This window comes from Bradyrhizobium australiense (genome assembly GCF_013114825.1).
Taxonomy (GTDB): Bacteria; Pseudomonadota; Alphaproteobacteria; order Rhizobiales; family Xanthobacteraceae; genus Bradyrhizobium; species Bradyrhizobium australiense.
The window spans coordinates 623,192-642,367 of record NZ_JAAVLX010000003.1 but is presented as its reverse complement, the minus strand read 5'-3'; the positions used below and the strand labels follow the sequence as shown (position 1 = coordinate 642,367).

The following is a 19,176-nucleotide window of genomic DNA, read 5'->3' as shown; positions in this document are numbered from 1 at the left end:
CGGGGCCGGCTTGCGGAAAGGAACGAAATCGAGCGCACGAAGCGGACTGGCCGCTATCATGCGCGATTCGCTCGAAAAACAGGTAGGAGACTGACGAGCGACCCGATCCGGACCTCGTTAGGGCTGCTTCCTTCCGGACCTGACCCGGTTGGCGAGTGGCTCGTCCACCGCCAATCTCCCGGCCCCTATTTGGGGCCAAAAGGGCCGGAAAGCAAGCGGACCTTTCCCTGTCATACTCCGCGAAGGCGGGGTATCCAGTACGCGGCGGCCATCGGTAAACGGCGGAGCCGCGGCGTACTGGACCATCCGCTTTCGCGGATGATGACACCTTGGTATGAAACGGGGGGTGCCCAGAAGGCACTTTATCGGCCCGACATGCGGGCATGGGAACTCTTGATGCCCTCTGACGCCTCCGCCTGGTCGCTGCATTCCCAGCTCAAAAAGGACACCATCGATATCGGCGACCTGCCGCTGTGCAAGGTGCTGGTCATCAAGGATGCGCATTACCCTTGGCTGCTATTGGTGCCGCGCAGGGCAGGTGCGGTGGAAATCATCGACCTCGACGAGGTCGAGCAGGCGCAATTGATGACCGAGATCTCCCGGGTTTCGCGGGCGCTGAAAGAGATCACCAAATGCGACAAGCTCAATGTCGCGGCGCTGGGTAACGTGGTGCCGCAGTTGCATGTCCATGTCATCGCGCGGCGCACCAACGATGCGGCCTGGCCGCGCCCGGTCTGGGGCGTGATGCCGCCGCTGGCGCACGACGCTGAGGAAGTCCAGAATTTCATCAACGCGCTTCGCCGCAAGATCTGGTTGGGTTGAACAGATGTCCGCATTCGACAAGTATCCGCTGGGGAAGCCCGCTTTCGTTACCCATATTCTCGACCGCGCCGCGCATTGGCGCACCAATGACGAAAAGCTGTTCGCGCTGGAGAACCAGCGCAATGCTGGCGCCTATGTGATCTACCGCGACTCGCTTCTCGTGAAGCAGGAGGCGGATGGGCCGCGCGTGCTGCTCGGCGTCGAGGAGGCGGTGAAACTCGGCGCCAATCCCGGCACCATCTTTTTGGGCTTGCGCGACGGCGCGCCTGTTTTCGGCATGGGCATTTCGGCCGCGGCTGTGGAAAAGCTGATGACGCGCGACGACGTCGCCGTGACCGAGCTGCGCGGCATGGCGATGCAGGGCACGGTGCCGCCGGAACAGCTCTCCGCCATCGCCATGGCGAAATCAATGGTGACCTGGCATCAGCGCCACGGTTATTGCGCCAATTGCGGAACGCGCACGGCGATGAAGGAAGGCGGCTGGAAACGCGAATGCCCGAGCTGCAAGGCCGAGCATTTTCCGCGCACCGATCCGGTCGTGATCATGCTGGTGACACACGGTGATCGATGCCTACTCGGCCGGCAGAAGCAGTTCATGCCTGGGATGTGGTCGTGCCTCGCCGGCTTCGTCGAAGCGGCCGAGACGATCGAGGACGCGGTCTGCCGGGAGATTTTCGAAGAATCCGGCATCCGTTGCACCGACGTGAGCTATTACATGACGCAGCCGTGGCCCTATCCGTCATCGCTGATGATCGGTTGCTCCGCCCGCGCGCTTAACGAGGATATTGTGGTGGACCGCGCAGAGCTCGAGGATGCCCGCTGGTTCGAACGCGCGGAAGTCGCTCTCATGCACAAGCGCCAGCACCCCGACGGCCTGTTTGCAGCGCATCCGTTCGCCATCGCGCATCATTTGATCGGCCAATGGTTGCATGACGGAAAGAATAACGGCGCATAACAGGGAACCGGCGCCTGCTTGCTCAATTGACTGGGGACTTGAACGGACATGACGGACCCATCCATGAACTTTCAGGACAAGGCGCCGAAAATACCTCCGCGCGTCCTCTGCATCGGCATGCCGGTGCGCGACCTCACCTTTCATACGCCGGGTGTTCCCGGGCGCGGTTCCAAGGAGAACGCCACCGCGTTCGATGAAATCTGCGGCGGCAACGCGCTCAATGGCGCGATCGGCATCGTTCGGCTCGGTGGCCGCGCCTCGATTTGCGGGCCGATGGGCGATGCCAAGGAAACGTCGAGCCGTTTCATCTTCGAGCAGATGGCGCATGAGGGCATCGAGACAAAACATCTCATCCACATGCCGGGGCTGGTGACGCCGATCTCGGCGGTGATGATCGATCCTTCCGGCGAGCGCACTATCGTGACCTTCCGCGATCCGAAACTGTGGCATGTGAAGTTGCCAGACTTCGACACGCTGCTGGACGACTGCGCCGCTATTCTCACCGAGAGCCGCTGCGCGGAATTCTGCACTGAGCTTTGCGCCGAGGCGGTCCGGCGCGGCATTCCCGTGGTCGTCGACGTCGATCGGGCGATGTCGCTGCGCGAGGGCCTGTTGAACGCCTCCACGCATCTGGTGTTCTCGAGCGAGCCGCTGCAGGAGACCGCAGATGTTACCGACGACGCCCAGGCGCTGAGAAAAATCGCCAAACTGACCCCGTCATTTCTGGCGGGAACCCGAGGCCCGAGGGGCACGATCTGGCTCGACGAGAACGGCGACATCCAGGAAACCCCGGCCTTCCCGGTGCATACGGTAGACACCCTGGGCGCCGGGGACGTGTTCCACGGTGCGTTTGCGCTCGCCATCACCGAGAAGCAGGAATTGCGAGAGGCGCTCCGATTCGCTTCCGCCGCCGCGGCGCTGAAATGCACCCGCTTTGGCGGCGCCTTCGCAGCCCCGCAACGTGCTGAAGTTGAAGAGCTTTTAAGCCACGGGCAGGTTTCGGACCGGGCGTCGACCGATCACTAGCGGGCTTGCTATAGAAGAATTTTCTATATATGAGGGGATCAGACCTTTCATATGGAACATTCTTCTCATGACCGACCTAGCTGTTCAGCTCCCTGAAGCCAGCCGCCGCTTGGATGCCATCGACCGCAAGATCCTGACCGTGCTGCAGGAGGACGCTTCGCTGTCCGTCGCCGAGATTGGGGACCGGGTCGGGCTGTCGTCGACGCCGTGCTGGAAACGAATCCAGCGGCTGGAAGCCGATGGTGTGATCCTGCGCCGGGTGGCGCTGGTCGACCAGAACAAGATCGGCCTTGGCATCTCGGTATTCGTCTCGGTCGAGAGCGCCGACCACTCGGAAGCCTGGCTGCGAAAGTTTGCCGATGCCGTCAGCGCCATGCCCGAGGTGATGGAGTTTTATCGGATGGCCGGCGACGTCGACTACATGCTGCGCGTCGTGGTCGCCGATATGGCGAGCTATGACGTGTTTTACAAAAAGCTGATCAGCGCCGTGCCGCTGAAGAACGTCACCTCGCGATTTGCGATGGAGAAGATCAAGTCGGTGACCGCACTGCCGGTGCCGGCTGCGTAAAGGCCGATCCCGCGACCATCACTCGGCTGTCGTCACCCGCGAAAGCGGGTGACCCAGTATTCCAGAGACGACAGCGACAGAACCGAGAAGCCGCGGCGTGCTGGGTCTCCCGCCTTCGCGGGGGACGACGAGCGCAGGTGGGGTGACTGAGCCGCCGCCCGCTTCAAATCTTCTGATTATACTCACCGACTTCCGAATGCGTCCGCAGCACGGAATCCATCGCCTCGAACATGTCGCGCATGCGCGCCTCGCTCACCGGGCTTTCAACCACTACCACCAGCTCCGGCTTGTTGGATGAAGCCCGCACCAGGCCCCAGCTTCCGTCTTCTACCGTGACGCGCACGCCGTTGACGGTGACGAGATCGCGGATCTTCTGGCCCGCGATCCTTTCGCCGTTCTTCTGCTTGTCCTCGAAATGCTTCACCACGGCGTCGGCGACGGCGTACTTCACCTCGTCGGCGCAATGCGGCGACATCGTCGGCGACGACCAGGTTTTCGGAATCGCGTCTTTCAGGTCCGCCATCGACTTATCCGGCGCGCGGTCGAGCATCTCACAGATCGCAATCGCGGAGACCAAGCCATCGTCGTAGCCGCGGCCGAACGGCTTGTTGAAGAAGAAGTGGCCAGATTTCTCGAATCCCGCCAGCGCGCCCATCTCGTTGGTGCGGCGCTTCATGTAGGAATGGCCGGTTTTCCAATACGCGGTCTTCGCGCCCTGCCTTTGCAGCACCGGGTCCGTCACGAACAATCCCGTCGATTTCACATCAACCACGAACTGCGCGTCCTTGTGGATCGCCGACATGTCGCGCGCCAGCATCACGCCGACCTTGTCGGCGAAGATTTCCTCGCCGGTGTTGTCGACCACGCCGCAGCGGTCGCCATCGCCGTCGAAACCTAAGCCCACATCGGCCTTGTGCTTGAGCACCGCATCGCGAATCGCGTGCAGCATCTCCATGTCTTCGGGGTTCGGATTGTATTTCGGAAAGGTGTGATCGAGTTCGGTGTCGAGCGGGATGACTTCGCAGCCGATCGCCTCCATCACCTGCGGCGCGAACGCGCCCGCCGTGCCGTTGCCGCAGGCGACCACGACTTTCAGCTTGCGCTTCAGCTTGGGACGGCTTGTCAGATCAGCGATGTAGCGCGCGGGGAAATTCTCGTGGAACTGATAGGAGCCGCCGGCTTGGTTTTTGAAATCGGCATTGAGCACGATTTCCTTCAGCCGCGTCATCTCGTCGGGGCCGAAGGTGAGCGGGCGGTTGGCGCCCATCTTCACGCCGGTCCAGCCATTGTCGTTATGCGAAGCCGTCACCATCGCGACGCAGGGCACGTCGAGATCGAACTGCGCGAAATAGGCCATCGGCGTTACCGCCAGCCCGATATCATGCACCTTGCAGCCGGCCGCCATCAGGCCAGAAATCAGCGCGTATTTGATCGAGGCCGAATAGCCGCGGAAATCGTGGCCGGTCACGATTTCCTGTTTGACGCCGAGTTCCCCAATCAGCGCACCGAGCCCCATGCCCAGCGCCTGAACGCCCATCAAATTGATTTCCTTCTCGAACAGCCAGCGCGCGTCATATTCGCGAAAGCCGGTCGCCTTCACCATAGGCCCGGATTCGAACTCATGGGTGTTGGGGACCAGCGCGGATTTGGGCTTCGGAAACATGAAATGGCCTTATCGTGAATGCGAGGGAACCGCAGCCATAGCGAAACCGCAGGCCGGGCGATAGGCGGGTCGGTGCCTTGTGACGATCAATTGCGGCGGTTTGGTAGCCAGGTAACCTTACTGTTCCAGCACCAGTCTGCCGTTGGCGTATTCGAAGCGCTTCAGCTTCGACAGGAACGACAGGCCGAGCAGGTTTTCCGACAATGCCTCGTCCGGCAGCACCACGGCGTCGACGTCGCGCACCACGAGACTGCCTAGTTCGATCACCGCAAGCCGCGTCCGCGCGGCCTTGATGGTGCCGTTGGCGGTGGAGACGGTGGCGTTGTAGTCGCTGCGTGAGGGGCGCAGGCCGAAGCGGGCCGCCGACTTTTCGTTCAGCGCCACCAGCGAGGCGCCGGTGTCGACCATGAAGTTGATGCGTTGTCCGTCGATGCGGCCGTCGGTCTGGAAATGGCCGCGCGCATCGCCGACAATGTCGAGGCTGCGGCCGGAAGCTTGCGCGACGGTTTGCACGGGAGCATTTTTCGGCGATGTGCTGGCGGAGGCCGAAGCCGGCGACATCTTGGCCGCCATCTGCGCCATGTAGGTGCCGAGGCCGACCAGGACGGCGGCAAGGATCATCAGGTTACGCATGCGCCACACTCGATTGCCGGACCACCGATATCACCACGCCGGCCGCCAAGCCGCGACTTAACGGCGATGGCAGAGCGTGTCATTTCGACGAAAAGGATGAGTGAAGTGTTAACGCCGTCTCGTGAACCTCGCCCCGCTTAACCTCTCCCCGCGAAGAGCGGGGCGAGGGAGTTAAAGCCCTCACGTTCCGCGCGGCTTGACGCGGCGGGTCGGCAGCGCGGTGGCCGGGTCTTCCGGCCAGGGGTGGCGGGGGTAGCGGCCGCGCAAGTCGGAGCGCACGGCCGCGTAGCTGCCGCGCCAGAAGCCTGGCAGGTCACGCGTCACCTGCACCGGACGTTGCGCCGGCGACAGCAATTCCAGCACCAGCGGCACTTTGCCTTTGGCGATCGAGGGATGGGACTTGAGCCCGAACAGTTCCTGCAAGCGCACCGCGATGGTCGGGCCCTGCTCGGCTTCGTAGTCGATCGCGAGCATGGTGCCGGTCGGCGCTTCGAAATGCGTCGGCGCCTCGCGCTCCAGCCGTGCGCGCAACTCCCATGGCAACAGCGTCATCAGCGCATCGGAGAGATCGCCGGGAGAAAAATCCTTCAGCGAAGTCTTGTGGTAAAGCGCCGGCACCAGCCAGTTCTCGGCTTCGGCTGCCAGCGCCGCATCCGACAGATCGGGCCAGCTATCACCTTCCGCCTTGCGCAGAAACATCACACGGTCGCGCCACTGCTTCAGGGATTTCGACCACGGCAATTTGTCGAGCCCGGCCGCGATGAGGCCTGCAGCGAAGATGCGCGCGGTCTCTGCAGAGGGCGACAGCGCGACCGGCGCTTCCGACAGCGTGATCGCATGCAGCGACCGCTTGCGGCGCGCGCGCAACGCCATCGCGCTGCGGTCGAATGAAATCTCTTCCATGCTTTCGATCTGATCGGCGAAGCGCGCTTCGATATCGGATTGTGCGATCGGCGCCGCCAGCAAAATGCGCCCCTGGGCCGCGGTTCCGGTCAGCTCGGCAACGGCAATATAGGGCGCGCGCGCCAGCGACGAGGTTTGCTCGACGGCGGCGCCGCGGCCGTTGGCGAGCACGAAACTGCCGTTACCGCGATTGCGCGCGATGCGATCGGGGAAAGCGAGTGCGAGCATGACGCCGCTGGAAAGTTCATCGTTGGGTGGACGAGAACGGTAGGGCTCCCCTCCCCCTTGCGGGGAGGGGTGGGGGAAGGGGGTAAGCCCAGGAGGGACTTCCCGTGTGGACCCCTCTCCCCGGCCCTCCCCCGCAAGGGGGGAGGGAGAGGAGAGAGCCGATTCGTTGGCTCGTTCCTCCGCCGCCACCTGCTGCACCCAGCGCTGCGCGAGACGGCGCGCGCTACTGGCGCGCGGCGAGCGGTCGCGGCGGAACTGGTCGAGCCGATGGTAGAGATCGACGCTGTCGCCGCCCAGGCCGCGCTCGGTAAGAATGGCGGCGATTTCGGCCGCCTCCTCGCCCGCCCCCAGCCGATGCGAATCCACGATCATGCGCGCGAGCCGTGGCGGCAGCGCCAGCGCCCGAAGGCTCTTGCCCTCTGCGGTGATGCGGCCGTCGCTATCGAGAGCGCCGAGTTCGAGAAGCAGGCTGCCCGCTTCCTTCAACGCCGGCGCCGGCGGAGCATCGAGAAACGCCAGCGTCGCCGGATCGCGCACGCCCCATTGCGCGAGATCGAGCACCAGCGAGGAAAGATCGGCGGAGAGAATTTCTGGCTGGGTGTAGGCCGCGAGCGACCCCGTTTGCGGTTCATCCCACAGCCGATAGCACACGCCGGGCTCGGTGCGGCCGGCGCGGCCGCGGCGCTGATCGACGGCGGCGCGCGAGGCGCGCACAGTCTCCAGCCGGGTCAGACCAATGTCTGGCTCGTAGCGCGGCACGCGTGCCAGGCCGGAATCGATGACGATGCGAACGCCCTCGATGGTCAGCGAGGTCTCGCCAATCGAGGTCGCCAGCACGACCTTGCGTTGGCCCTTCGGTGCCGGCGCGATGGCACGGTCCTGCACGCTCGCCTCGAGCGCACCGAACAGCGGCACGATCTCGACGCTCGCATCATGAACCCGTTCGCTGAGAAAATTCTGCGTGCGGCGGATTTCGGCCGCGCCCGGCAGAAACGCCAGCACCGAGCCGGGATCGGCGCGCAGCGCGGTCGCGATCGCATCCGCCATCTGCCGCTCGATCGGCGCGTCCGCCTTGCGCCCGAGGTAGCGCGTCTCCACCGGAAAGGCGCGGCCCTCGCTGGCGACCACCGGCGCGTCGCCGAGCAATTTGCCGACCCGCGCGCCGTCCAGTGTCGCCGACATCACGAGGATACGCAGGTCCTCGCGCAGGCCGGTCTGCGCATCGCGGGCGAGCGCGAGCCCCAAATCGGCATCGAGCGAACGCTCGTGAAATTCGTCGAACAGCACGGCGGCAACGCCGTTCAACTCGGGATCATCGAGAATCTGGCGCGAAAAGATTCCCTCGGTGACGACCTCGATCCGGGTCGCGCGCGAAATCTTGGAGCCGAAGCGGACGCGGTAACCGACGGTTTCCCCTGCCCGCTCGCCGAGCGTCCGCGCCATCCGTTCGGCGCTGGCCCGCGCTGCGATCCGCCGCGGCTCCAGCATGATGATCTTCTTGTTTTTCAGCCAGGGCGCATCGAGCAGCGCCAGCGGCACCCGCGTGGTCTTGCCGGCCCCGGGAGGCGCCACCAGCACCGCGCTGTTGTTGGCCGCGAGCGTGCGCCCGAGCTCGTCGAGCACCGCGTCGATCGGGAGAGGGGCGTCGAAAGTAAGAGGCAATATCTCTCATCCGTCATCACCCGCGAAAGCGGGTGATCCAGTAAACGCAGACGCTACAGATTACGAAGACCGTGCGTACTGGATACCCCGCCTGCGCGGGGTATGACAACTATGCTTGCGGCTACACCTTCGGCTCAGGTGCCCGTCCGACACTCTCATACGTGAAGCCCTGCGCGGCCATGTCCTCGGGACGGTAGATGTTGCGCAGGTCGACAACGACGGGCTGCGCCATTTCGCTCTTCAGGCGCTCCAGATCAAGCGCCCGGAACTGGACCCACTCGGTGACGATCACCAGCGCATCCGCGCCGCGCGCGCATTCGTAAGGATCAGTGCAATATTCGATCTCGGGCAGTTCCTTCTTCGCCTGCTCCATGCCGACCGGATCATGTGCCCGCACCTTCGCTCCCATGTCGAGCAAGCCGGTGACGAGCGGAATTGACGGCGCCTCGCGCATGTCGTCGGTGTCGGGCTTGAAGGTGAGGCCGAGCACCGCCACCGTCTTGCCGCGCAAGCCGCCGGTTGCGTTGGAAACCTTGCGCGCCATCGCCCGCTTTCTGATGTCGTTGACGCCGAGCACGGCTTCGACGATGCGCAGCTGCACGTCATGATCCTGCGCGATCTTGACCAGCGCGCGGGTATCCTTCGGAAAGCAGGAGCCGCCGAAGCCCGGACCGGCATGCAGGAATTTTGAGCCGATGCGGTTGTCGAGCCCGATGCCGCGCGCGACTTGCTGCACGTCGGCGCCGACCTTTTCCGAGAGATCGGCAATCTCGTTGATGAAGGTGATCTTGGTGGCGAGGAACGCGTTGGCGGCGTACTTGATCAACTCCGCGGTGCGCCGCGCCGTGAACATCAACGGCGCCTGGTTGAGCGACAGCGGCCGGTAGACGTCGCCGAGCACCTTGCGCCCGCGTTCGTCTTCAGTCCCGACCACGATACGGTCAGGGAATTTGAAGTCTCGGATCGCGGCGCCCTCGCGCAAAAATTCCGGATTGGAGGCGACCACCACATCAGCCGACGGATTGGCCTCGCGGATCAACCGCTCGACCTCATCGCCAGTGCCGACCGGCACGGTCGATTTGGTGACGACCACCGTAAAGCCCGACAGCGCGGCTGCGATCTCGCGCGCGGCGCTGTAGACGTAACTCAAGTCGGCATGGCCATCGCCACGCCGCGACGGCGTGCCGACGGCGATGAACACGGCGTCGGCTTCGGCAACCGGCGCCGTCAGGTCGGTGGTGAAATCCAGCCGCCTGGCCTTGACGTTGGAGGCCACCAGCGCGTCAAGGCCGGGCTCGAATATCGGGATCTCGCCTCTGCGCAGAGCTTCGATCTTGCCGGCATCCTTGTCAACGCAAGTGACCTGGTGGCCGAAATCGGCAAAGCAAGCGCCGGATACCAGCCCCACGTAGCCCGTGCCAATCATGGCGATTCGCATGAAAACAACCTGTATTTGATGGTTAACGCCAATCCGATTTTGTGGGCGTCTTAGAGCATTTTTCATCAAAGGGGAAATCGGAAAAAGCGCCCGATCCCGGCATATGCTTTGTATGAATAAAGGAGAAAGCAACGGATCAGGCCGAAGATGCGGCCACGTCGCGCCGAAAAGGAACACCGATGACTTCAAACGGTACATCCGCCGTCACTGAACGCTCCACCCGCATCGATTGGGTGGACTACGCCAAGGGCATCTGCATCGTCATGGTGGTGATGATGCATTCCGTGCTGGGGGTGGAGGCGGCGGCCGGCCAGAGCGGCTTCATGCATGCGTTCGTGATGTTCGCAAAGCCGTTCCGGATGCCGGATTTCTTCCTGATTTCGGGCCTGTTTCTTGCCGTCGTGATCGACCGTGACTGGCGCACCTATTTCGACCGCAAGGTCCTGCACTTCGGCTATTTTTATGTGCTGTGGGTAACGATCCAGTTCGGCTTCAAGGCACCGTCGTTCGCCGCTGAATCGGGTTGGCAGCATGTCGGATTCATGTATCTGGAATCTTTCGTCGAGCCGTTCGGCACGCTGTGGTTCATTTATTTGCTGCCGGTGTTCTTCGTTGTCACAAAACTGTTACGCGGCGTACCGCCGCTTGCGATCTGGCTCGCAGCCGCCGCGCTCGAGATGGCACACATCGGGACAGGCTGGACCGTGATCGACGAATTCTGCGGGCGCTTCGTCTATTTCTATTCCGGCTACTTGTTTGCCAACTACGTGTTCGCGTTGTCGGACCGCGCGCGCGCACACCCCTCCCTCGCACTCTTGGGCGTCGCGTTGTGGGCGCTCGTCAACGGCGCGCTAGTCATATCCGGCGTTGGCGAATGGCCGCTCGTTTCACTGGCACTCGGCTTTGCGGGCGCGTGCGCCATCATCGTCATGGGCACGCTGCTGGCGCGCATGCAGTGGCTGAACTTCCTGCGCTATTCCGGCGAGCATTCCATCGTCATCTATCTCGCCTTCTTCCTGCCGATGGCGGTGACGCGAACGCTGCTCTTGAAGACCGGCCTGATCGCCGATATCGGAATGATTTCCCTGATCGTGACGGTTGCGGGCGTCGCAGGGGCGGTGGTGATCTGGCGCCTGGCCCTGGCGCTGCGGGCGAACTTCCTGTTCGAGCGGCCGGCTGCGTTCTGGATTGCGCCGAAGAAGGCGGCTCCGGCATTGCAGCCGGCGGAGTAGGTTTCGTATCCAACTATTCGGCTGTCGTCGCCCGGCTCGACTGGGCGATCCAGTATTCAGCGGCGCTGGTGATCCAATGAAGGGCCGCGGCGTACTGGATCACCCGCCTTCGCGGGTGACGACGGGGTGTGTATTGGGCTCAAAAACCGTCCCCCAAGGCTGTCAATTCGCGCAAAAATCCCTAAATTTCGGCCATGCCGAAATCAGCCCCCAAAACCGCCGCGAAACCCGTTCCCGCCGCCAAACCCCCTGCCAGGCCCGCCAAAAATCCGGGCAGGGGCGACCATGTCTTTCTGGTCGATGGTTCCTCCTATATTTTCCGCGCCTATCACGCGTTGCCGCCGCTGAACCGCAAGTCCGACGGGTTGCAGGTCAATGCCGTGCTCGGCTTCTGCAACATGTTGTGGAAGCTGCTCCGCGAAATGCCGGAGGACAACCGGCCGACCCACCTCGCTATCGTATTCGACAAGTCGGAAATCACGTTCCGCAACAAGCTATATCCCGACTACAAGGCGCACCGGCCGCCGGCGCCGGATGATCTGATCCCGCAATTCGCGTTGATCCGCGAAGCCGTGCGCGCGTTCGACCTGCCCTGCCTGGAGCAAGTCGGCTTCGAGGCCGACGATCTGATCGCGACCTATGTGCGGATCGCCTGCGAGCGCGGCGCCACCGCCACCATCGTGTCCTCGGACAAGGACCTGATGCAGCTCGTGACCGATTGCGTCACCATGTACGACACCATGAAGGACCGGCGCCTCGGGGTCGCCGAGGTGATCGAGAAATTCGGCGTTCCGCCGGAAAAGGTGGTCGAGGTGCAGGCGCTGGCCGGCGACTCCACCGACAACGTGCCGGGCGTGCCCGGCATCGGCGTCAAGACCGCGGCGCAACTGATCGTCGAATATGGCGATCTGGAAACGCTGCTGCAGCGCGCCGGGGAAATCAAGCAGCCAAAGCGCCGCGAGGCGCTGCTCGAGAATGCCGAGAAGGCGCGGATCTCACGGCAACTGGTGCTGCTCGACGACAAGGTCGATCTCGAAGTGCCGCTCGATGACCTCGCGGTGCACGAGCCGGATGCGCGCAAGCTGATCGCCTTCCTCAAGGCGATGGAGTTCTCCACCCTCACCCGCCGTGTCGCCGAATATTCGCAGATCGATCCTGCCGATATCGAGCCGGATGCGGGTAACAAGAGCGGCGCCAGCGTGTTCGCCGTACCGCCATCGGGCAAGAAGCCGGAGGGATATGTTGAAGGCGCGACGCTGTTCGATAGCCCGCCTGCCGGTAAAGCCGGCACCGCACCGGGCAAGGCGGGCGGCGACAAGCAGGACAAGGCTGCGAGCCACAAGGGTACGCCGATATCGCTGGCGGCGGTCCGGGCGGAAGCTGCGCGAAAGCTGCCGGTCGATCGGACCAAGTACCAGACCATACGCAAGCTCGACGAACTCAAGGCCTGGGTCGCGCGCGCCTATGACGCCGGCACGTTTGCGATCGACGCCAAGGCGAGCTCCGACGATCCAATGCAGGCGGACATCTGCGGCATCGCGCTGGCGCTGGCGCCGAACGACGCCTGCTATATTCCGCTCACCCACAAGCAATCCGGTGGCGGCGCAGGCCTGTTCGACGCTGGCCTCGCGCCGGACCAGATCACGGCCGCGGAGGCGCTAGCGGCGCTGCAGCCGCTGTTGGAATCACAAGGCATTCTCAAGATCGGCTTCGACATCAAGTTCAACGCCGTGATGCTGGCGCAGCACGGCATAACCTTGCGCAACATCGACGACGCGCAGTTGATGTCGTACGCGCTCGACGCCGGACGCAATTCACATGCGCTGGGGTCGCTCGCCGAACGCTGGTTCGGCCATGCCGTGATCGGCGAAAGCGAGCTAATCGGCAACGGCAAGAGCAGGCTCACGTTCGACCAGGTCGCAATCGACAGAGCGACCGCCTATTCGGCCGAAAGCGCCGACGTGATCCTGCGGCTGCATCGCGTGCTCAAGCCGCGGCTCGCCGCCGAGCGCATGACGACCGTCTATGAGACCCTGGAGCGGCCGCTGGTCAGTGTGCTAGCGCGGATGGAGCGGCGCGGCATTTCGATCGATCGGCAGGTGCTGTCGCGGCTGTCGGGCGATTTCGCCCAGACTGCCGCACGCGTCGAGGCGGAATTGCAGGAGATCGCCGGCGAGCCGATCAATGTCGGCAGCCCCAAGCAGATCGGCGACATCATCTTCGGCAAGATGGGCATACCCGGCGGCAGCAAGACCAAGACCGGCGCGTGGTCGACCTCGGCGCAGATTCTCGACGAACTCGCCGAACAGGGCCACGAATTTCCGAAGAAGATTCTGGAATGGCGGCAGGTCTCGAAACTGAAATCGACCTATACCGACGCGCTGCCGAATTACGTGCACCCGCAGACCCACCGCGTGCACACGACCTACGCGCTGGCCGCGACCACCACGGGGCGGCTGTCGTCGAACGAGCCGAACCTGCAGAACATTCCGGTTCGCACCGAGGACGGCCGCAAGATCCGCCGCGCCTTTATCGCGACACCCGGCCACAAGCTGGTATCGGCGGATTACTCGCAGATCGAATTGCGGCTGTTGGCCGAGATCGCCGATATCCCCGTTTTGAAGGAGGCGTTCCGCGACGGGCTCGACATTCACGCCATGACGGCATCCGAAATGTTCGGCGTGCCGATCAAGGACATGCCGGGCGAGGTGCGGCGGCGCGCGAAAGCGATCAATTTCGGCATCATCTACGGCATCTCGGCGTTCGGTCTCGCCAACCAGCTCGGCATCGCCCGCGAAGAAGCCTCCGCCTACATCAAAAAATACTTCGAACGCTTCCCCGGCATTCGCGCCTATATGGACGAGACGCGGGATTTCTGCCGCACCAACGGCTATGTGCTGACTCTGTTCGGGCGGAAGTGCCACTACCCCGACATCAAGGCCTCAAACGCCTCGGTCCGCTCCTTCAACGAGCGCGCCGCGATCAACGCGCGTCTGCAAGGCACCGCCGCCGACATCATTCGCCGGGCCATGATCCGGATGGAGGATGCGCTGGCGGAGAAGAAGCTGTCGGCGCAGATGCTTCTACAAGTTCATGACGAACTGATCTTCGAAGTGCCCGACGACGAAGTGGCGGCGACGCTGCCGGTGGTGCAGCACGTCATGCAGGACGCGCCGTTCCCGGCGGTGGCGCTGTCTGTGCCGCTGCAGGTCGATGCGAGGGCTGCGAATAATTGGGACGAGGCGCATTGAGGCGATGCGTTCCCCGGATGCTGCGCAGCACCTAAAGCGCGTTCACGCGCGTCCTCGACGCGCTATGGTGATGCGCTGCTGATCCGGGGTCCACTGGGTCCCGGCTCTGCGTCGCGTCATTTTCATGCCGCGCCGCGTCCGGGACACGCGATCTGCATTGCTCCGAACGGTGGCCGCTCCACATCGGTGCAATTGCGCAATGGAATCGCCGCGTGTCGCACGTTAGAAGCGTGCGCGCATTCCTCCCGCGAGTCTCCCATGCCTCACATCACAACCCTGCTCGGTTTCGCCCTGGTCTCGCTCGGCATGGTGCTGACGCCAGGGCCGAACATGATTTACCTGATCTCGCGCTCGATCACGCAAGGACCGGCAGCCGGCATCGTGTCGCTCGGCGGCGTCGCGCTCGGGTTCGTGTTCTACATGCTGTGCGCGGCGTTCGGCATCACGGCGCTGTTGCTCGCGGTGCCCTATGCATACGACGCGCTGAGGTTTGCCGGCGCGGCCTATTTGTTGTGGCTGGCGTGGCAGGCGCTGAAGCCGAACGGGCGCTCACCGTTTCAGGTGAAAAAGCTCGCTGTCGATGGCCCGCGCAAATTGTTCGCGATGGGGTTCGTCACCAATCTGCTGAATCCGAAGATCGCGATGCTGTATCTGGCGCTGCTGCCGCAGTTCATCGATCCCACTGTTGGCAGCGTGCTGACGCAGTCGCTCGCACTGGGTGCGATCCAGATCGTGATCAGCGTCAGCGTCAATGCGATGATCGCGCTCGCCGCCGGATCGATTGCGCGCTTTCTCGGCATGCGACCGTGCTGGCTGCTGCTGCAGCGCTGGCTGATGGGGACGGTCCTGGCCGGCCTTGCGGTGAAGATGGCGTTCGAGGCGAAACGGGCGTGAGCTTTTTGACCTCGCCCCGCTAGCGGGGAGAGGTCGACGCGGGGGGGGGGGGAAATCTCTCCTCTAATTCTGACATCCGTTATGCGGCGGCACCCCCACCCCGGCCCTCCCCCGCAAGCGGGAGAGGGAGAAGAAAGAGTCCGCGCCTCCCCTAATCCAACTTCGCTTCCATGCCGCGCTTGGTCGCGGGGCGGGCCATCAGCGCGTTGTACCAACGCTCGACGTTTGGAAAATCCTTCAGCTCCACCTTGTGGCGCGGGTGGCGCCAGGCCCAGCCGAGGATGGCGAAGTCGGCGACCGACAAGGCATCGGCGACGAAATCGCGGCCCTCCAGCCGCCGGTCCAGCACGCTGTAGAGCCGGCGGGTTTCGGCCATGTAGCGCCTAAGGCCGTAGGCGCGGTCGGTTTCGTTCTCCAGTGCGATGAAATGGTGCACCTGGCCCGGCATCGGCCCAAAACCGCCCATCTGCCACATCAGCCACTCATAGACCGGAATGCGCTCGGCCAGCGGCTTGGGGAGGAACTTGCCGGTCTTCTCGCCGAGATAAAGCAGGATCGCGCCGGATTCGAAGATGCTGACCGGCTTGCCGCCGGGGCCGTCGGGATCGACGATCGCAGGAATCTTGTTGTTCGGACTGAGCCTGAGGAAGGCGGGCGCCATCTGCTCGCCCTTGGTGATGTTCACCGGGATCACCTTGTACGGCAGCCCCATTTCCTCCAGCGCAACCGAGATCTTGCGGCCGTTCGGCGTGTTCCAGGTGTGCAGTTCGATCGTCATTTTGTCATACCCCGCGAAAGCGCGGTATCCAGTACCCCGGAACTTCGGGGCGTTACAACAGCCGCTGCGGAATACTGGGTCATCGCTTTGGCGGAGAAGACATTGTGCCCTGTTGACGGCGCCGGATCGGCGCTGGAATCTGGCTGAAAGCGCCGATAGATTGCGCCGCGCCTGAAAACCCCGGGGAAACCGCCTTGTCCAAATCAGCCTCCCGCGCTCGCCTCGCCGAGATCATTCGCAAGCGTTCGTTCGGCCGCGGTGAGATCACGCTGGCCTCGGGCCGCAAGAGCGACTTCTACTTCAATCTCAAGCCGACCATGCTCGACCCCGAAGGCGCCGCGCTGTTGGCCGAGTTGACCTATGAGGCGCTGAAGGATGACAAGCTCGATTTCGTCGGCGGACTGGAGATGGGCGCGGTGCCATTGGCGGGCGCGATCGCGCAGCTCTCCTGGATCAAGGGCCACCCGATCGCCGCCTTTTTCGTGCGCAAGAAGCCGAAGGAGCATGGCGCGCGGCTCGCGGTCGAGGGGCTCGCCAAGGGCGAGACCCTGCAAGGCAAGCGCATCGTGATCGTCGAGGACGTCACCACGACCGGCGGATCGGCGTTGAAGGCGGTAGAAGCCGTGCGCGATGCCGGCGGCGAGATCGTGCTGGTGCTCACGATGGTCGATCGTGAGGAAGGTGCGACCGAAACGTTTGCCGAGGCAGGACTTGAGTTTCGTTCGCTATACAAGGCAGGTGAATTTTTGAAGGGGTGATTGTCCGCTTGTTTACCTCTCCCGTTTGCGGGGTCGAGGCGAGCGAAGCTCGCTCTTAGCTCGACGCGCTCGTTCAGCGCGTCGGGTGGGGGAAACCTCTCCCCGACTTCTGACATTCTTTATGCGGCGACACCCCCACCCCGGCCCTCCCCCGCAAGCGGCCCGCAAGCGAGAGAGGGAGAAGAGCTCGCATTTCTTTTCGGCCTTCTCCACCCCGCTCATCACTCATTTACCATCCATCGTTAAGGTTACCCGAACTGAAGCCTGTCGCGCTTCAGCGCGTTTGTTGCGTTGGGTGGAGTTGGCGTTGCGTACAGAGTTGGCTTTTTCGCGCGTGCGGCGCCGCGCGACGTTTGTTGCCGCAGCGATCTTGTCGGGCTCTCTCCTGCTCGCGCCCGGCAGCGTATCCGCCGAAGGCCTGTTCGATTTCCTGTTCGGCGGCGCGCAGAGGCAGCAGACGCGGCAAGCGCCGCCGCAAGGCAATTTCTTCGCCGATCCGTTCGGAATGAATCAGCAGCAATCAGCGCCCGCCCCGGCGCCGCGCGTGGCGGGCTCCGGCCCCGCCTTCTGCGTGCGAAGCTGCGACGGCAAATATTTTCCGCTGACCATGCGCGGCAACGCCTCGCCGGTGCAGACCTGCCAGGCCTTCTGCCCGGCCAGCGTGACCAAGGTGTTTTATGGCAGCAGCATCGACAGCGCGGCCGCCAGTAACGGCGAGCGTTATGCCGACAGCGAGAACGCCTACGCGTATCGCAAGGCGCTAAGTGCCGATTGCACCTGCAACGGCCGAAGCCCGTCCGGGCTGGCGCCGGTCGATCTCACGCTCGACACCTCGCTGCGCTCCGGCGACGTCGTCGCCACCACCGACGGCCTGGTCGCCTACACGGGCGTACGCCTCGGCGCCGAGCAGACCGCGGAGTTCACGCCTGTTGCCTCCTATCCCGGCCTCACCGCAGATGTCCGTGCCCGGCTCGGCGAAATGAAGGTCGCACCAGTCAGTGCAGAAATGGTGCGTGAAGCCGTGATGCCCGAAGCCAGCCGCGACGTAGAGTTGCCGACCGCTTCGGTGCCGAAGACGGTCGCGCCGAAAACGGCGAAGCGGGCCGAAGTGAATTAGACAGTATTGTAGCCCGGATGGAGTGCAGCGAAATCCGGGGCCACTTTCTAGATCAGTCCCGGATTTCGCTTCGCTCCATCCGGGCTACGCGTGTCTGTGAAATTCAACGCCCGACGATGACGCCGATCACGTTCGGCGCCGACAGATATTTTTCCTCGATCGCGGCCCGCGCTGCGGCGCGGTTTTCCGGCGTCAGCAGGCCCCGCTTGTCGGCGAGGATCATCCAGCAATAACCCCACCAGTCGGTCAGCATACCCTGGTCGTCGATGAGGTCGTAGCCTTGCTCGGCGGCAAAAATCCGCGCCTGCGCCTCATCCAGCGAATCGAGAAAGGCGTGGTCCTCGACCGAAAACAGTTCGTCGCTGAAATCGTCCGTGGTGTAGCCCCACACCGACATGCAGACGGCGTTGAATTCGCGGTCGATCGCGTCGTCGTCGACGAGCTGGCGGCGCGAGGCTTGGTGCAGGCGCGACAATGAGCGCGCGAAATCGGCGATGCGGGTGAGAGCGAACTGATCAAAAGCGATGGTGGACATGTAGTCCTCGCAAACTCGGATGGCCATAGATGTTGTGTCGGCGTTGCGCCGAATCACAATGATATATCAACGACTTGCTAAAGTGTTCTTAATTTGTTCTAGCGACGCCACGAAATTTCTCCTATCAAAGGTTGTTTTTACGACCGTTAGCCGAAGGGATCGTGAATCATGGACGCGACGCGCGCCAGCCAGATCCGGATGCTGTTGCTGGAAGCGGCGGACGCGATCGATCGGGCGAATGCGATCGTATCCACGCTCGACAGCGACGAGCGGGCCTTGCTTGCCACGCCGCTCGACGAGATTTCGTCCGCCTTGCATTTCGAGCTGCTGCAAAAGCTCTATCTTCGCTATCCCGGGCTTGCCGAGGAATGCGAAGCTTGGGACGGCACAATGGTATGAACCGTCCGGAGCTCAATCCTTCACATCGCCGACAGCAGCTTGTCGCCGCAGTAATTGGCGTAGAACTTTCTGCCGCACTGCCGCTTGATCGCCGCACAGCGCGCAGCGGGCGAAGCGCCCTGCGCGACGCTGAAGGAGCAGCTCACGCCGTCGGCGCTCTTGCCGGCCTTGCCCGCGGCAAAGGCGGCACTGGTCGCGCTGATGCAGACCACGAGCAGCGCGGCGGCGACGATCTCGATCGTCAATCTCATGGCAGGCCTCCCGTTCTGACCGCACGCGTTCCGTTCGCGCGCACTAGCACCCGGTTACCAAAC

17 protein-coding genes and 1 other RNA gene are annotated in these 19,176 nt (G+C 63.4%); 10 read left to right on the top strand and 8 right to left on the bottom strand.

The window, feature by feature from the left end; all coding sequences use genetic code 11:
* Positions 1–82 precede the first annotated feature (82 nt).
* An RNA gene (gene ffs / locus HCN58_RS10125) (signal recognition particle sRNA small type) lies at positions 83–179 on the bottom strand.
* Positions 180–396: 217 nt separating this feature from the next.
* Here ffs and HCN58_RS10120 point away from each other — a divergent pair.
* From HCN58_RS10120 to HCN58_RS10105, 4 genes are all read left to right on the top strand, one after another.
* Entirely contained in the window at positions 397–822 is a 426-nt protein-coding gene (locus HCN58_RS10120; protein WP_171579199.1) for an HIT domain-containing protein, read from the top strand.
* Positions 823–826: 4 nt separating this feature from the next.
* Positions 827–1,777, top strand: a complete 951-nt coding sequence (gene nudC, locus HCN58_RS10115) for an NAD(+) diphosphatase (RefSeq protein WP_171579198.1) — start codon at positions 827–829, stop codon at positions 1,775–1,777.
* A gap of 63 nt (positions 1,778–1,840) precedes the next feature.
* Positions 1,841–2,803 (top strand): sugar kinase, encoded by a 963-nt coding sequence (locus tag HCN58_RS10110; RefSeq protein ID WP_171579541.1) that lies wholly within the window; start codon positions 1,841–1,843, stop codon positions 2,801–2,803.
* A gap of 67 nt (positions 2,804–2,870) precedes the next feature.
* Entirely contained in the window at positions 2,871–3,371 is a 501-nt protein-coding gene (locus HCN58_RS10105) for an Lrp/AsnC family transcriptional regulator (protein ID WP_028351627.1), read from the top strand.
* A 163-nt stretch (positions 3,372–3,534) separates the two neighbouring features.
* Here HCN58_RS10105 and HCN58_RS10100 read toward each other — a convergent pair whose 3' ends face one another.
* From HCN58_RS10100 to HCN58_RS10085, 4 genes are all read right to left on the bottom strand, one after another.
* Positions 3,535–5,034 (bottom strand): phosphomannomutase/phosphoglucomutase, encoded by a 1,500-nt coding sequence (locus tag HCN58_RS10100; RefSeq protein WP_171579197.1) that lies wholly within the window; start codon positions 5,032–5,034, stop codon positions 3,535–3,537.
* A 117-nt stretch (positions 5,035–5,151) separates the two neighbouring features.
* The gene (locus HCN58_RS10095) at positions 5,152–5,655 is read right to left on the bottom strand and encodes a TIGR02281 family clan AA aspartic protease (RefSeq protein ID WP_171579540.1); all 504 of its coding nucleotides are present in this window, start codon (positions 5,653–5,655) and stop codon (positions 5,152–5,154) included.
* A gap of 192 nt (positions 5,656–5,847) precedes the next feature.
* Positions 5,848–8,460, bottom strand: coding sequence for an ATP-dependent helicase HrpB (hrpB, locus tag HCN58_RS10090; RefSeq protein WP_171579196.1), 2,613 nt, complete (start codon positions 8,458–8,460; stop codon positions 5,848–5,850).
* Between the two features lie 121 nt (positions 8,461–8,581).
* Positions 8,582–9,898, bottom strand: coding sequence for a UDP-glucose dehydrogenase family protein (locus HCN58_RS10085; protein WP_171579195.1), 1,317 nt, complete (start codon positions 9,896–9,898; stop codon positions 8,582–8,584).
* 179 nt (positions 9,899–10,077) lie between these two features.
* On the opposite strand from HCN58_RS10085, the gene HCN58_RS10080 reads away from it, so the two are divergent.
* From HCN58_RS10080 to HCN58_RS10070, 3 genes are all read left to right on the top strand, one after another.
* Complete coding sequence (locus tag HCN58_RS10080) at positions 10,078–11,130, top strand: acyltransferase family protein (RefSeq protein WP_171579194.1); 1,053 nt, start codon at positions 10,078–10,080, stop codon at positions 11,128–11,130.
* A 194-nt stretch (positions 11,131–11,324) separates the two neighbouring features.
* On the top strand, positions 11,325–14,381 hold the full coding sequence (gene polA / locus HCN58_RS10075) for a DNA polymerase I (protein ID WP_171579193.1): 3,057 nt from the start codon (positions 11,325–11,327) through the stop codon (positions 14,379–14,381).
* A gap of 258 nt (positions 14,382–14,639) precedes the next feature.
* Positions 14,640–15,275, top strand: a complete 636-nt coding sequence (locus tag HCN58_RS10070) for a LysE family translocator (RefSeq protein ID WP_171579192.1) — start codon at positions 14,640–14,642, stop codon at positions 15,273–15,275.
* A gap of 151 nt (positions 15,276–15,426) precedes the next feature.
* Here HCN58_RS10070 and HCN58_RS10065 read toward each other — a convergent pair whose 3' ends face one another.
* Positions 15,427–16,053, bottom strand: coding sequence for a glutathione S-transferase family protein (locus tag HCN58_RS10065; RefSeq protein ID WP_171579191.1), 627 nt, complete (start codon positions 16,051–16,053; stop codon positions 15,427–15,429).
* A gap of 194 nt (positions 16,054–16,247) precedes the next feature.
* Between HCN58_RS10065 and pyrE the strand changes: the two genes are divergently transcribed.
* Positions 16,248–16,811: an orotate phosphoribosyltransferase gene (gene pyrE, locus HCN58_RS10060; protein ID WP_171579190.1), complete on the top strand. Its 564-nt coding sequence runs from the start codon at positions 16,248–16,250 to the stop codon at positions 16,809–16,811.
* Between the two features lie 307 nt (positions 16,812–17,118).
* Positions 17,119–17,928 (top strand): DUF2865 domain-containing protein, encoded by an 810-nt coding sequence (locus HCN58_RS10055; RefSeq protein ID WP_235983520.1) that lies wholly within the window; start codon positions 17,119–17,121, stop codon positions 17,926–17,928.
* Positions 17,929–18,031: 103 nt separating this feature from the next.
* Here HCN58_RS10055 and HCN58_RS10050 read toward each other — a convergent pair whose 3' ends face one another.
* Positions 18,032–18,463, bottom strand: coding sequence for a hypothetical protein (locus tag HCN58_RS10050; protein WP_171579189.1), 432 nt, complete (start codon positions 18,461–18,463; stop codon positions 18,032–18,034).
* A gap of 168 nt (positions 18,464–18,631) precedes the next feature.
* Here HCN58_RS10050 and HCN58_RS10045 point away from each other — a divergent pair, with 168 nt between their 5' ends.
* Complete coding sequence (locus tag HCN58_RS10045) at positions 18,632–18,862, top strand: hypothetical protein (protein WP_171579188.1); 231 nt, start codon at positions 18,632–18,634, stop codon at positions 18,860–18,862.
* 20 nt (positions 18,863–18,882) lie between these two features.
* On the opposite strand, the gene HCN58_RS10040 is transcribed toward HCN58_RS10045, so the two are convergent.
* The gene (locus tag HCN58_RS10040) at positions 18,883–19,113 is read right to left on the bottom strand and encodes a hypothetical protein (protein ID WP_171579187.1); all 231 of its coding nucleotides are present in this window, start codon (positions 19,111–19,113) and stop codon (positions 18,883–18,885) included.
* Positions 19,114–19,176 lie beyond the last annotated feature (63 nt).